General features: G+C 47.6%; 13 protein-coding genes. 12 read left to right on the forward strand and 1 reads right to left on the reverse strand.

The genetic code is table 11. From position 1 onward, the window contains the following. Positions 1–52 precede the first annotated feature (52 nt). From rffA to FCN15_RS17185, 4 genes are read left to right on the forward strand one after another with little or no spacing between them, the layout of a single operon-like run. Positions 53–1,201 (forward strand): dTDP-4-amino-4,6-dideoxygalactose transaminase, encoded by a 1,149-nt coding sequence (rffA, locus tag FCN15_RS17170; protein ID WP_138496207.1) that lies wholly within the window; start codon positions 53–55, stop codon positions 1,199–1,201. Between the two features lie 21 nt (positions 1,202–1,222). Then, positions 1,223–3,238, forward strand: a complete 2,016-nt coding sequence (locus tag FCN15_RS17175) for a hypothetical protein (RefSeq protein WP_138496208.1) — start codon at positions 1,223–1,225, stop codon at positions 3,236–3,238. 28 nt (positions 3,239–3,266) lie between these two features. Continuing rightward, the gene (locus FCN15_RS17180) at positions 3,267–4,019 is read left to right on the forward strand and encodes a GNAT family N-acetyltransferase (RefSeq protein ID WP_138496209.1); all 753 of its coding nucleotides are present in this window, start codon (positions 3,267–3,269) and stop codon (positions 4,017–4,019) included. Continuing rightward, positions 4,016–4,795: a glycosyltransferase family 2 protein gene (locus tag FCN15_RS17185; protein WP_138496210.1), complete on the forward strand. Its 780-nt coding sequence runs from the start codon at positions 4,016–4,018 to the stop codon at positions 4,793–4,795. Before FCN15_RS17180 ends, FCN15_RS17185 begins: the two co-directional genes overlap by 4 nt. Before the next feature lie 72 nt (positions 4,796–4,867). Here FCN15_RS17185 and FCN15_RS17190 read toward each other — a convergent pair whose 3' ends face one another. Beyond that, the gene (locus tag FCN15_RS17190; protein WP_162515395.1) at positions 4,868–5,386 is read right to left on the reverse strand and encodes a stalk domain-containing protein; all 519 of its coding nucleotides are present in this window, start codon (positions 5,384–5,386) and stop codon (positions 4,868–4,870) included. Between the two features lie 173 nt (positions 5,387–5,559). Between FCN15_RS17190 and FCN15_RS17195 the strand changes: the two genes are divergently transcribed. From FCN15_RS17195 to pcrA, 8 genes are all read left to right on the forward strand, one after another. Next, positions 5,560–6,471 (forward strand): glycosyltransferase family 2 protein, encoded by a 912-nt coding sequence (locus FCN15_RS17195; RefSeq protein ID WP_138496212.1) that lies wholly within the window; start codon positions 5,560–5,562, stop codon positions 6,469–6,471. After that, a complete protein-coding gene (locus tag FCN15_RS17200; RefSeq protein WP_138496213.1) occupies positions 6,468–7,868 on the forward strand; it encodes an undecaprenyl-phosphate glucose phosphotransferase in 1,401 nt (466 codons plus the stop codon). The genes FCN15_RS17195 and FCN15_RS17200 overlap by 4 nt, the downstream gene beginning before the upstream one ends. A 333-nt stretch (positions 7,869–8,201) precedes the next feature. Next, complete coding sequence (locus tag FCN15_RS17205; protein WP_138496214.1) at positions 8,202–8,387, forward strand: hypothetical protein; 186 nt, start codon at positions 8,202–8,204, stop codon at positions 8,385–8,387. Positions 8,388–8,633: 246 nt separating this feature from the next. Next, positions 8,634–9,320 (forward strand): VCBS repeat-containing protein, encoded by a 687-nt coding sequence (locus tag FCN15_RS17210; protein ID WP_138496215.1) that lies wholly within the window; start codon positions 8,634–8,636, stop codon positions 9,318–9,320. Positions 9,321–9,488: 168 nt separating this feature from the next. Then, a complete protein-coding gene (galU, locus tag FCN15_RS17215) occupies positions 9,489–10,364 on the forward strand; it encodes a UTP--glucose-1-phosphate uridylyltransferase GalU (protein WP_138496216.1) in 876 nt (291 codons plus the stop codon). Positions 10,365–10,367: 3 nt separating this feature from the next. After that, the gene (locus FCN15_RS17220) at positions 10,368–11,267 is read left to right on the forward strand and encodes a phosphatidylinositol-specific phospholipase C/glycerophosphodiester phosphodiesterase family protein (RefSeq protein ID WP_138496217.1); all 900 of its coding nucleotides are present in this window, start codon (positions 10,368–10,370) and stop codon (positions 11,265–11,267) included. A gap of 220 nt (positions 11,268–11,487) precedes the next feature. Beyond that, on the forward strand, positions 11,488–12,180 hold the full coding sequence (pcrB, locus tag FCN15_RS17225; RefSeq protein WP_476703850.1) for a heptaprenylglyceryl phosphate synthase: 693 nt from the start codon (positions 11,488–11,490) through the stop codon (positions 12,178–12,180). Positions 12,181–12,361: 181 nt separating this feature from the next. Next, positions 12,362–14,526 (forward strand): DNA helicase PcrA (gene pcrA / locus FCN15_RS17230; RefSeq protein WP_420819590.1); only part of this gene is annotated, 2,165 nt, incomplete at its 3' end.

Below are 14,526 nucleotides of genomic sequence, written 5' to 3' on the forward strand. Positions count from 1 at the left end.
AATCGAATTCAGTCAGAACTTATATCTCAACATGAAAAGGTAAATCAACGTCATGATCCCGTTTAATAATCCACAACCCATAGGAAGAGAAACCGAGTATATGTTAACCGCTGCTAAGAGTGGAAGGTTATCCGGGGACGGCCCCTATACTGCAAGGTCTAAGAAATTTATTGAAGATAACTTTCATGTTAATCATGCCTTGTTAACGACCTCTTGTACTCATGCGCTGGAAATGGCTGCACTGCTGTTGAATATTAAACCGGGGGATGAAATTATCGTTCCATCCTACACCTTTACTTCTACAGTCAATGCTTTTGCCATGCACGGCGGCATTCCTGTTTTTGTCGACATCAGAGAAGATACCTTGAACATAGACGAGACTAAAATAGAGGAAAGAATTACTCCGCGCACCAAAGCAATTTTTGTAGTTCATTATGCTGGCGTAGCATGTGAAATGGATTCTATTATGCAGATCGCACAACGCCATAGTCTATATGTGGTCGAGGATGCTGCTCAAGCTTTAACGGCCAAGTATAAAGATAAGTATCTTGGGACAATTGGTGATTTAGGAGCATACAGCTTTCATGAAACAAAGAATTACTTCTGCGGTGAAGGCGGTGCATTAGCTGTCAATAACGAAAGGTTTATTGCTAGAGCAGAAATCATACGGGAAAAGGGCACCAATAGAACAGCCTTCATAAAGAAAGAAATTGATAAATACTCGTGGGTCGATATGGGTTCTAGTTACTTGCTTTCGGAAATATTGGCAGCATTTTTATATGGGCAATTGGAGAACTGGCAAGAAATTAATCAAAGAAGGAAAACGTTATTTGAATGTTATTACCAGGGGTTAAAGCCTCTTCGAGATAGAGGATTAATAAAGCTGCCTAGCGTTCCGGCAGAATGCATAACCAACTATCATATCTTTTATCTCCTTTTGGAAACAGAAGAAATGAGAAATAAGATGATGGAATATTTGCAAGAGCATGGAGTTACGGCAGTACCGCACTATGTTCCTCTGCACCTGTCAAAAATGGGGCAAGTTTGGGGACAAAATGAAGAGTTGCCGGTTACGGAACATACAAGCCGGATCTTATTGAGATTACCGCTGTATTACTCATTAAGCACATCACAACAAGATTATATTGTTCGGCTAATTTTTGATTTTTATGAAACGAAACTTATAGGAAAGGGCTTTTAAATTTTGGCTGTAGCTCGGAGAATGAAATGGGAATGGTTATTCATATTGCTTCTGTCATCTGTGCTCACTCTTTTGAATGTACTTACCGTCCATCAGTTGCATTATTCAGTCCCCCTCTTTTTTATAGGCATTTGTTTACTTGTATGGTTAAGCGGCAGAATTGTTCTTTCGTATATGCCTAATTCTATAAAAAAATATCACGATTTTTGTCTGTGCTTTTTAGTTGGATTCTTTTCATTAAATTCCATTCTTCTTTTTATGTTTTATATATTCCCCTTTAGCGTAAGAGCCGATCTTTTCTGTATGGCGACCCTTGTTGTTATAGCGGCACTTCTCAGTAAACAGAGGATCAGGGATATGGAGGAAAATGCTGAGCCTGAAAGCAGGAAAATGAGCTTAGCTGCTCTCCTTGTTATTCTGTCAGCAGTTTCCTTATGGATGAGAACTTCTGTAGATGCAGTGGAAATTTCTGGAGAGACCACCATTATTAAACCTTGGGTGGATAGTTTTTTTCATGCAAGTATAATCAGCTCGATTACCCATGCTCAAGGGTTTAGTTCCATGCAGCATCTATTATTAGCCAATCAGCCAATGCCTTTTTATCACTTTGCTATGTATATTTTGCCATCTGAACTAAGCTCCCTTACCCCTACGACAGCCTATGAGGTATTCAATAGTTTCTTAACCCCTATGGGAATGCTCTTGTCAGGATTCGGGGCATACGTCATTATTCGCTCCTTTTGGGGAGCTAGAGCAGGTATTATAGCTGCAGCTGGTGTTCTTACGTTTCCTGATGCTTCGCCGCTTTGGTTTGGTAACTCGTGGTTGAGCTATCATTGGCTTCAATTTATTGCGCCAGGCGGATTTTATGGTGTGGCATTAATGTGCCTTGCTTGGATGATTATGATTATAGGCTGTAAAGAGGGCCGCTTTCTAAATATAGCGATAAGTTACACTATCTCTGTAATTTGTATAACTTATAAATTTCATATCTTTTTTGCAAATGCCTTAGTTCTGTGGATATTTCCTTCGATATTTTTTACTAAAGTCACCGTCAAAATCAAAGTTCTTTGGTTCACATTTTGCATATTTTCCTATTTTTTTGTTATCCATTATGTTCAACAATTCAAAGAAGTCCCTTATATAAGCTATGATGGGAGTGCTTCGGCAAGTTACACTCGGTTCACAATTGAACAATTCCAGAATGCATGGATGAAGAAGTGGTTCACAACAAGTATGACTCCAGATCACTTTTCAATAAGCACTGTGTACTGGTACGGACTTATGGCGGTAATGCTGTTTTTAGGTACTTTAGGCATATTAGGGGCGGCCTATATTCTCATTATTGTTGTCTTACGCAAAAAAATATCATTGGTTTTAGCCCTATTTCCACTTATTGTTATATTTAATTATTTGGCCACGTCCTTAACCATTTCATATGATGCCCATCTAATTGGTAATAAAGAGGAACTTATGCATCGTCCTTTAGTTTGGGCTTATTTTATAGTGTGTATATGGGTATTTGGAGCAATTGGTTACTTGCTCAATAATAAAATGGATAGATCTCGTTATTTACGTTACACCTTAAGCACAGTTATGGTACTCCTTCTTATTATTTCATGGAACATGGCCAAGGACGTTCAGAAGGGGCCCGCTTGGGGGAAAGATTATAATTATCTCTCTTATCCAACGGCTTATGTGGGGGCCTTGGAGTATATTAAGGAGCAGAGCGCCCAAAAAGATATTGTTCAAGATTCCCATAACGATCCCGATCTTATGGTCACCGCATTGTCAGAAAGACAGGAATATGTATCTTTCTATAAAGACCTGGGTACCCCCTTGCAATCCGATAGGATAAAAGAAGTGGAAAGTATAATGAAATGGAGTGACGGTGTAACCATAAAGAATTATTTTAAATCAAAAGGTATAAAGTGGTATATTGTGCATCAAGGAGATCTCTTAAACTGGCCTCCATCGTTAAATAAGCAAATCGTTTATCAGCAACAAGGTTATAAAGTTTATTATTTTGATAATTAACGTACAAATTGAAAGTGTATGGTGAATAATGAAAAAAATTGATGCTTATTGGGAATTAAGAAATTTAGATAGAAGTGTCCTGGAAATTGAGTTTGAAGATAAAGATACAATACATGTTTTAAACGATTTGACTCAAGACTTTCAGAACTATCCTTACATTGTTGCTAAGATTCCAAAAGGAAAGCTGGAACTCGTGCACAGCCTCGAGGATATGGGGTTTAGATTTATGGAGACACAGTTTGAATTGTCCCGAAATCTCAACAGACGAAGAGAGTTATCTAGGTATGTACAAAAAATGTTTCCCCAATGTACATGGGAAAAAGTAGATACCGAAGAGAAGCTGCAAGGTTTTTTGGCCAAGATCGAAGAAGGTATTTTTGTTACAGACAGAGTATCGTTAGATCCTGTATTTGGAACAGAAACCGCTTATAAAAGATATGTTAATTGGATGAGTAATGCCTATTATTCGGGTACAGCACATATCTACCAAGTAGAGCTTAATTCCAAGAAAATCGGATTCTTTTACTGCTCTGCGGTGGATACGAATACAGTGCAGGGGATATTAACTGCAGTTTACAAGGAGCATATTCATAATGGCTTGGGGTTAATTGTTATAGAGGCAGGTCTGAAATGGGCTAAAGAATCTGGTTATTCAAAATTGGTTATCAAAACTTCCTCAAACAATCTTGAAGCTTTAAGAGCTTATACAAGCGCAGGATTTGAAACTAAAAATGCCTATTATATTCTAAGAAAACATCCAAGGCAGGATGCTTTAACATGACTTATACTCGGCTTTCGGTAGTTATTCCCGTATACAACTCACAAGATTCAATAAGCACGGTCGTAAACCAACTGCTCATTCAGTACAAGTACGGTTATAATTTAGAAATTATACTGGTCAATGATGGAAGTTTGGATCGTAGTGCTGAAATCTGTTCAACATTGGAACTTCAAAACCCAAATGTTACATTTATGGATCTAAAGAGGAATTTCGGCCAGCAGGTTGCAATATTTAAAGGACTGAGTGTAGCTGCGGGAGATATTATCGCTTTAATGGACGATGATATGCAAACTCCACCGGAAGAACTGATAAAATTGTTAAATAAAATGAATGACGGATATGATGTGGTCATTGGGCAAAGAAATGAATATAATCATACACTATTCCGTAGGCTCATATCGAAATACAATGCTGTTGTTGTAAACTGGCTGTTAGATCGACAGGAGGCTATTCACTTTAGTAGTTTTATGGTGATGAAGAGGGAAATCGCCAAGGAAATTGTTAGTCAAGCAGGTGCAAATATTAATATTCCAGCTAGTATTATTCAAATTACAGATAATATCACAAATACATCTTTTAATCACCGAAAAAGGCAGTTTGGAAAATCTAATTATAATTTTATTAAGCTCTTTAGGGTTTGGGTACAAGCGATGTTCATCATCATCAAGAAAGCAAAGCGTTCAAGACTGTTATTGCTTCTATTGCTTTTAGCATGTATTGCTGCGGGAACAATTTATCTGTTTGTGTTACTTGGCGATATTTTGGCGCGGTTATAATCTGCTTTTAAGTTCTTAGCCACTTAGCCCGGAGCGGATTATTTCGCTTCCGGGCTATCTTTTTCAGGCTCTTTATTTCAACAGCCCCGCATCCTCCAGATCCGCTTTATTCAGCTGAATCGAACCCAGATATTTTCTGAGGGTGATGACTTTGCCGTTTGTGGCGGTGAAGGTCTTCTCTTCACCCTCGCGCAGGTTGCTGGCATCGGCGGTGAGCAGGATTTTGGTGCCCTGAACAATGTTGTATTCGTCGCCGTCCGCGTTTGGCAGCTTGATGGTGTAGCCGTTGGCAGCGGCAAAATCGCTCAGCGTCACCCAGGCTGTGCTGCTATTCTTCACAGAGAAGCCAATGGTTTTTGAGGCGCTGTCATAACTGACGTCGTAACCGAAGAGATTGCCCGCTTCGCGCAGCTGGATGTATGTATTGCCTTTATAGACGAGCTGGCTGGATGATACCGTTTTCGTTTGTCCGCTTACGATAATTTTAAAATGGGCCAGAGCAGCCTGCACCGTACTCGAAGTGGCGGCGGCTGCCATTGTGGATGAACCGATCAGCATCCCGATGGTGAGTCCGGCAATCAGCTTTTTCATAAATAATCCTCCCTGCTTCATGTTTTGGTTTATTTTACTAAGATATTAACCAGTTCCTTGGTGAATGACTTAGGACCGGCAGACTATTTATTCAGGCGCTGCTGTTCCCACAGTCCTTGCCAAAGCTGATATAATAATAGGAGATTACTAATTTTGTCAGGAGCTTAACTGCTATGGACTTAAGCATTATTATCGTAAATTACAATACGTGCGGCTTGACCATAGACTGTATTCAGTCGGTTTATGCTTCCAAGACGCGTTATACCTATGAAATTATCCTTATCGATAATCATTCGGCCGACAATACGGTTGCGGCGGTTTCTGACGCTTATCCGGAGGTTCGTGTTATTGCTAACGATACGAATGCCGGCTTTGCAAAAGCAAACAATCAGGGCATGGCCATTGCCCGGGGGCGTTACGTGCTGCTGCTCAACTCGGATACGGTCGTGCTGCCGCATACCTTGGAGACCATGATCTCTTTTATGGACGGTACACCGGAGGTTGGAGCTTCAGGCTGCAAAATCGTACTCCCCGACGGCTCGCTGGACAAAGCCTGCAAGAGAGGCTTCCCTACGCCATCGGCTTCGTTCTATTATGCCTTCGGGTTCTCCAGGCTGTTTCCGTCCAACCCCCGGTTTAACCAGTACCAGCTGGGGTTTAGGAATCCGGATGAGTCTTACCCGGTCGATTGTCTGGTGGGCGCATTTATGCTGGTCCGCCAGGAGGTGATCCGGCAGGTTGGAGGGCTGGATGAGAGCTTTTTTATGTACGGCGAGGACATCGACTGGTGCTACCGCATCAAGCAGGCGGGCTGGGAGATTTATTACAACTCGGATACCAGCATCGTACATTTTAAGGGCGGAAGCGCGCGGCGGCGGCCGTTCAAAATCGTCTATGAATTCCACCGTGCCATGCTGCTCTTTCATAGAAAGCATTATCAAAGACGTTATAACTTTCTGATCAACGGGGCGGTGTACGCCGGCATTGGCCTGAAGCTGGGGCTTGCGCTCGCGCTTAACTGGATTAAGCCTGCAAGGCCGGCAGCTGCTGTCAGCGGCAGCTCGAAGGCGGGTGTTAAAGCATGATCCGCAGCAATCAGCGCTTCTTGACGCAAATGTACGCTTTTGCCGATCTGCTCGTCGTCCAGGTCTCCTTCTTGATCGCCTGGTGGCTGAAATTCGGAAGCGGCTGGATTCCGCACGAGCAGCCCCTGCCGATTGAAAGCTATGCTTATTGGAGTTTGATTTACGGGGCGGTAGCGGTCATGACCGGCCTGATGATTGCCCTGTATTCGCCCAAGCGGAGGAAGCGTTTCGCCGACGAGATGCTGAAGATTTTTCAGGTTCATTCCATTAGCCTGTTCGTGCTGCTCAGTCTGCTGTTCTTTGTAAAAGAGGTGAACATCTCCCGCTCCTACCTCGCGATTTATATGCTGCTGAACCTGTTCCTGATTCTCTTCTACAGGTATGTGCTCAAATACTCGCTCCGCCGGCTGCGCAGGAACGGCTACAACCGCCAGTTTGTGCTCATCGTGGGTGCAGGCTCGCTGGGTAAACGCTTCTCGGACAACTTGAGTCAATATCCGGAGCTTGGTTATGAAGTTGTCGGCTTTCTGGATGACTACCAGCGGTGGGATGACGCAGAAGTGCAGAAGTACAAACCGATCTTAGGCACTTTAAGTGATCTTGAAGCCTGCCTTAAGAAATACCTGATCGACGAAGTGATCCTTGCCCTGCCGCTCGACGCCCATCCCAAATATCCGGCGATCATTTCGGCCAGCGAGAAGGCGGGGGTACGGACCCTGATCATTCCGGACTTTTTCGATTATTTGCCTGCAAGACCCCACTTCGATAACTTTGCCGGGATGCCGACCATCAATGTGCGGGAGATTCCGCTTGATCTGATGAGCAACCGCCTGTTTAAGAGAGCTTTTGACATCGTATTTTCTATGCTTGCAATTCTCTTTACCTCGCCGATCATGCTGGCCGTAGCGGTTGGCGTGAAGCTGACATCTCCTGGCCCGGTCATTTTCAAACAGGAGCGGGTGGGCCTCAACCGCCGGAAGTTTAATATGTATAAATTCCGCTCCATGCGCATGCTGCCCGAGGGGGCGGCGGATACCGGCTGGACAACTCCAAACGATCCGCGGCGTACGGCGTTCGGCTCCTTCATTCGGCGGACGAGTCTGGATGAGCTTCCTCAGTTCTTCAACGTGCTGCTTGGACATATGAGCGTGGTCGGTCCCCGGCCTGAGCGGCCTTACTTCGTGGAACAGTTCCGCGAGGAGGTGCCGAAATATATGGTCAAGCACCACGTCCGTCCGGGAATTACCGGCTGGGCGCAGAGCAACGGACTCCGCGGGGATACCTCGATCGAGGACCGGATCAAGCACGATATTTTTTATATTGAAAATTGGTCTTTATTATTCGATATCCGCATTATTATCAGGACGATCCGCAACGGCTTTAAAAATGCTTACTAAAACAAATACACCAGAGTGCAGAGAAGAATTCAGTGCATTCTGGTTTTTTTTGCCCGGATAACTGGCTCAAGCCAGCTCTGTATCAGCTCAGAGTATCTCATAGACAGGTGCTTGTTTTATGTGTCCGCACACAGTGAACAAACTTCTTTTTCTAGTGTACTATTTTAAAGATATGTCAACTTTTAACCTTGATTTAACAACATTTTTACCAAAAAATAATGTGCATTTCTCGCGGACACACCTTCCAATAACCCAGCAATCGTGCTATAATGAAAGCGTAACCAAAGAGGTTGCAAATTCATTTGAAACATCATCCAAGGAGGATGAACAGCCATGCTGGCAGCTATTAAAGAAATCAAGAATTTCGTAGCGGGAGTACGCGGGGAATCAAAGGCAGCCGGGGACGAAGAGTACCGGAAGATTGAGTTTGGCACAGAACGCCTTTTGCACACACCGCAGTCGCCGTACACTTTGACATCATTAGAAGAATCCCGGATCAAACAGGTGATCTTCCATTAAGCAGATTCTGCCGGAAGCCTGAGACGGGATAACGAACATATACGACATATACAGACCGCCAGAGTCGGAACGAGGGTTCCGGGCCTGAGCGGTCTTTTATTTTGCCAGCCTCCTTCTCATGCGGCTTAGGCGGGAACCAGCCGGGCTTATGCTTCATATGCTGTTCCAGAGGAAGATTGCAGAACGCGGGACGTATTTGTCCTTCATCGTAGTTGTCCCTTATTACTGAGAAGAAGGTGCTCGGAAATGATTTTTAAAGCAGATCAGGCGATTGCCGATGTGACGGGCGACGGCAGGCCGGATACCATCCTGCTGACAGGAACGAAGACGGTAGACAGCCCCTTTGTGCAAAATATTACGCTGACCGTCAAAGACGGCAGCACCGGCCAGGTGTATACGATCAGGCTGCCGGAACCGGCAGGCTATAACCCGCGCCTGGTGCTGGCTGATTTTACCGGCTCCGGCTATCAGGACATATTAGTGCAGATTGACTCGGGCGGGTCAGGGGCGATTACGTACGATGATGTGTACCATTATGAGAACGGAAAGTTCAGGCATATTTTTAACTCGGAGCACTTCAGCCAGCAGTGGAAATACACGGTCGATTTTCTGCCGGATTACAAGCTGCGCGTAACTGCCCTGAACACGAACAAGACGTATACAATCGATATCAGGGGGCGCGGCAAAGACTACTTAAACCAAATCTACAATCCGGACGGCACGCTTATCAAACCCGTTCAGGGATTTGTGGATCCCGTCAGCGGCCTGTATCCGGTGGATAATGACAGGGACGGCAAATACTCGTTAATGGCTTTCCAGGGGGTCAGCGGCCTTTATCATGCCGACCGTTACGGCTATATGGTCAGTCTCTTAGGCTGGAACGGGCGAGGCTGGACGCTGCAAGATCAATGGTTTGCTGTTGAGGGCATGTGAAGGATGCAGCTGGGGAGCTTCGGAAGCCTTTCCCTAGATCCCCAGCTCGGCACTCTCACAGCCCTGTGTTATAATAAATTGGATCATGAATAGATAGATAAAAATGAACCGGGATTGCTGTCCCGTATTCATTTTTGGCTGACCACCAACAAGGGAGATTCTAAGTCTATGAAAATACGCAAAGCCATTATTCCTGCAGCCGGTCTCGGAACACGATTCCTTCCTGCCACGAAAGCGATGCCGAAAGAGATGCTGCCGATCGTCGATAAACCGACCATCCAGTATATTATTGAAGAAGCCGTCGCTTCGGGAATTGAGGATATTATTATCGTGACGGGGAAGGGCAAGCGGGCGATCGAAGATCATTTCGATAACTCCTTTGAGCTGGAGCACCATCTGTCGGAGAAGCGGAAGTGGGAGCTGCTGGAGGAAGTCCGCAGACCGTCCAACATGGCTGATATTCACTACATCCGGCAAAAAGAACCGCGCGGACTTGGGCATGCCGTCTGGTGCGCCCGCAAATTCATAGGCAGCGAGCCTTTCGCCGTTCTGCTCGGCGACGACATCGTGGAGACCGCAGGCACACCGTGCCTGAAGCAGATGATGAACGTGTTCGAGCGTTACGGCCGTTCGGTTGTCGGCGTGAAGCCGGTGCCTCACGAGCAGGTGTCCCGCTACGGCATTGTGGACGCCGATCTGCTGGAAGAGCGAATTTACCGGGCCAAGCGTCTGGTCGAGAAGCCGAAGGCTGAGGACGCTCCTTCCGATTTGGCTATTATGGGGCGTTATATTCTGACCCCTGGTATTTTTGAGGAGCTGGAAGCCCAGCATGAGGGGGTAGGCGGAGAAATTCAGCTTACCGATGCCATTGCGCGCCTCGGCGAGAAAGAAAGCATCATGGCTTACCATTTTGAAGGAGAACGCCACGATGTGGGAGAGAAGCTCGGATTTATTGAGACAACTCTTCATTATGCGCTGAAGCAGGAGGATATGCGGGACCAGCTTCTTGCGTATATGCAGAGCATTTTAGGCTGGAGGCCATAATTCATGAAACGATTGTTAAGTCTTCTTGGGGTTGCTGCAGCCGTATTCCTGATTATGCTCTTCGGGAGCAGTTTTATTTTTCATGATCAGGAATCTGCTTTTGATAAAAAAGGCTTTCTGCAGTATCAGGCTGTTTCGCACGCCATGGGCGCCATTAACGGATTGACCTACACAAACAGCTACGAAGCGTTTATATCCAGCTACGCCAAAGGCAACCGGGTTTTTGAGATGGACATGCTGTTTACCTCAGATGAGGACCCGCAGCTGATCGGCCGTCACGAATGGGGCGCAAGCTTATCCAAAATGATGGGCCAGCAGGGTGAACTGCCTGAGGACAGGCTGGATGCCCGTTTTACTTATGAAGAATTCAGACAAGCCAAGATTCAGGGGAAATACGATGCGCTCAGCTGGGCCGATGCTGTGCAGCTGCTGCACGAGTATCCTGACATTTATATTATTACCGATACCAAAGAAATTGAGCCGGAACGCATCAACCAGATGTTCAGCACCATCGTCAAGGAAGCGGATGAGGTGGACCCAAGCGTGCTGAGCCGGGTGGTCCCGCAGATTTACAATCAGCCGATGCTGGCTGAGGTTAAAGCCGTGTATGATTTTCCGCAGATCATCTACACACTTTATGTCTCTAAGGATACGGACGCCCAGGTCGTCAAGTTTGTGCGGGAGAATCACATTACAGCCGTGACAATGTCGGATTACCGGGCCAACCGCTGGCTGATTTCCGCTTTGACAAATCTGGGTGTGCCGTCCTACGTTCATACCATTGATACGATGGAAGATGTTTTGAAGTATAAGGCCATGGGCGCCTACGGATTCTATTCGGACGACCTGTCGGAGAGTGATCTGCAGACCCCGGCCTGGAAAGTGCTGCTTGGATTAAGATAACGTTCCATGCTCAGCTTGTTTGATTAAAAATTTATCTTCGCACGCAGCGCAGCGCTCTGCTGTCCGCATAGGGATAACCGATTGGGACGGCGGAGCTTTTTTTGTTCCCTTTTTTCCATCCAAAATACGAACGTTGACACCATTCGGGTGGTATCATAGACTAGAACGTAGTGTCTTTTTTGAACGATTTTCAGGACATATGCGCTGGAGGAATCAGACGTTGAAATCAATGATTGACACGTGGAGACACGTGTTTAAGCTGGACCCTGACCGCAGTCTGACAGAGGAGGAGCTGGAGGCAGTCTGCCTCTCCGGAACGGATGCCATCATGGTTGGCGGCTCAAGCGGGGTTACTTATGACAATACCGTGGACCTGATGTCCCGGGTCAGACAATTTGAGCTTCCGTGTGTGCTGGAGGTTTCCGATCTGGAGGCGGTTGTTCCTGGATTTGACCTTTACCTGATTCCAATGGTGCTGAACGCCGCGGACTCCGGCTGGCTGATTGGAAGGCACAGCGAAGCGGTTGAACAGTTCGGTTATTTGATTCCCTGGGAGATGGTGATCCCCGAGGGTTATATTATTTTGAACCCGGATTCGACGGCCGGGAAGCTGACATCAGCGGATAGCAGTTTGTCTGCCGCGCGTGCGGCGGCTTACGGACAAGCCGGGGAACGGCTCATGTCGCTGCCTGTGATCTATGTGGAATACAGCGGCACATTCGGGGACATGGAGCTTGTGGCCAGCGTCCGGCGTTCACTGCAACAATCCCGCTTGTTTTACGGCGGCGGCGTGACGGATGCGGAGACAGCGGCCCGGGCTGCGGCGGTCAGTGACACCGTTGTGGTCGGGAATATCGTCTATTCCGATCTGGCCAAAGCGCTTGAAACGGTTCAGGCGGTGAAGGGGACGTAGTCTGTACCGTCTTTCAGTAACGTCTTTCAGTAACTTCTTTCAGTAACGTCTTATAGAAGTCGCGCTCTTTTCGCAAAATTGCAGAATTTTGCAGGATTTTTCATATGTGGGCTCTTCCAACGGAATGGCCTCAAAGTCCCTCGTCCTTTATGAGGGAAGTTTGTTAACAAGGAAAGGAGACATGACTTCAATGTCTGTTGATATAGAACAAGCCATACAGAAGCTGAATCCGGAGCAGAAGAAAGCGGTGCTCGCGACAGAGGGGCCGCTGCTCATCATGGCGGGGGCGGGCAGCGGCAAGACGCGCGTGCTGACGCACCGCATCGCCTATCTGATCGGTACCCGCAAGGCTCCGCCTTGGGCAATCCTGGCGATTACTTTTACAAATAAAGCTGCGCGTGAGATGCAGGAGCGGGTCTCCAGTCTGGTCGGCTCCGAAGGCCGTGAGATCTGGGTTTCCACCTTTCACTCCATGTGCGTACGGATTCTTCGCAGGGACATTGAGCGGATCGGCTTTACGTCGAACTTCTCCATTCTCGATTCCACCGACCAGTTGTCCGTTATCCGGAATTGCATGAAGGAATTGAACATCGACACGAAGAAGTTTGAGCCAAAGGCCATTCAAGCTCTGATCAGCGCAGCCAAGAACGAGCTGGTCACTCCTGACCAGTACGAGAAGAAGATCGGCGACTACATGCAGGACATCGCGGCCAAAGTGTACAAAATGTACCAAAGACGGCTGAGAAGCAACAACTCGCTGGATTTTGACGATCTGATTATGAAGACAATCGAGCTGTTTAAAGAAGTGCCGGAAGTGCTTGATTTCTATCAGAAGAAGTTCAAGTACATTCACGTGGACGAGTATCAGGATACGAACCGTGCCCAATATATGCTCTGTAAAATGCTTGCAGACAGCCATCACCGCATCTGCGTGGTGGGGGACAGCGACCAGTCGATTTACCGCTGGCGCGGCGCGGATATTACGAATATTTTGAACTTTGAAGAGGATTATCCGGAAGCAACTACGATCATGCTGGAGCAGAACTACCGCTCGACCTCCACAATTCTGAATGCGGCCAACGAGGTTATCGGCCAGAACAGCGGGCGCAGACCGAAGAAGCTGTGGACGGATAAAGGCGAAGGCGCCAAGATCAAGGTTTACCGGGGCGATTCCGAGCATGATGAAGGGTATTTCGTAACCTCGGAGATCCATAAGAATATTAAGAATGCCAAATCGTACCGGGATCACGCGATTCTCTACCGGACGAACGCCCAGTCCCGGGTCATCGAGGAAATTTTGATCAAATCGGACATTCCTTATCAGATCGTCGGCGGGATCAAGTTCTACGACCGCAAAGAAATCAAGGACATGCTCGCTTATCTGCGCCTGCTGTCCAACCCGGACGATGATATCAGCTTGACCCGGATTATCAACGTGCCGAAACGCGGGATCGGCGACACGACCGTAGCCAAGCTGGCTGCCGCTGCAGCAGAGCGGAACACCTCGATCTTTAAAGCGCTCGAGTACGTGGATGATCTCGGCTTTGCAGGCCGTACCCGCAATACGCTGGTGGAATTTTACGACATGATCGTGTCACTTGTCCGCATGGTTGAGTTCCTGTCTGTTACCGAGCTGACTGAAAAAACGCTGGAACTCACGGAATATCGTCTTGAGCTGCAGCGGGAGAACACGCTTGAATCGAAGTCCCGTCTGGAGAACATTGACGAGTTTCTGTCGGTTACGATGGAATTTGAGAAGAATAATGAAGACAAATCGCTCGTTGCCTTCCTGACCGATCTTGCGCTGATCGCTGACATCGACAGCATGAACGATGACGAGCAGGAAGCCGATTCGTCGGACGCCGTCGTCCTGATGACGATGCACAGCGCCAAGGGCCTCGAATTCCCTGTCGTCTTTATCATCGGCATGGAGGAAGGCGTCTTCCCGCACAGCCGGGCATTCCTTGACAATGAAGAGCTGGAAGAGGAGCGCCGCCTTGCTTATGTGGGCATTACGCGGGCGGAGGAGCAGCTCTTCCTGACCTGTGCCCAGATGCGCACCCTGTTTGGCCGCACAACGGCCAACCCGCCTTCCCGGTTCCTGGAGGAGATTCCTGAGGAACTGAAGGAAGACACCGACATCGCCCGCGACCGCTACCGGCGCGGGGCGAACAACGGCGGCGCCTACAGCGGACGCGGCTTCGGCGGCGGAGCGGGCGGCAGCAACTTCGGTGCCGCCCGGAACCCTGCGGGCGCACCAGGCGCCGCCCGCACGGGCTATGGCGCGCCCGGCACGACGGCGCGCCCGCTCGCCGGAGCGGCCCCTGCGGCCGGCCGCCCGAGATC

Origin of the sequence: Paenibacillus pinistramenti, assembly GCF_005869875.1 — a bacterium.
In the GTDB taxonomy this organism is placed as follows: domain Bacteria; phylum Bacillota; class Bacilli; order Paenibacillales; family Paenibacillaceae; genus Fontibacillus; species Fontibacillus pinistramenti.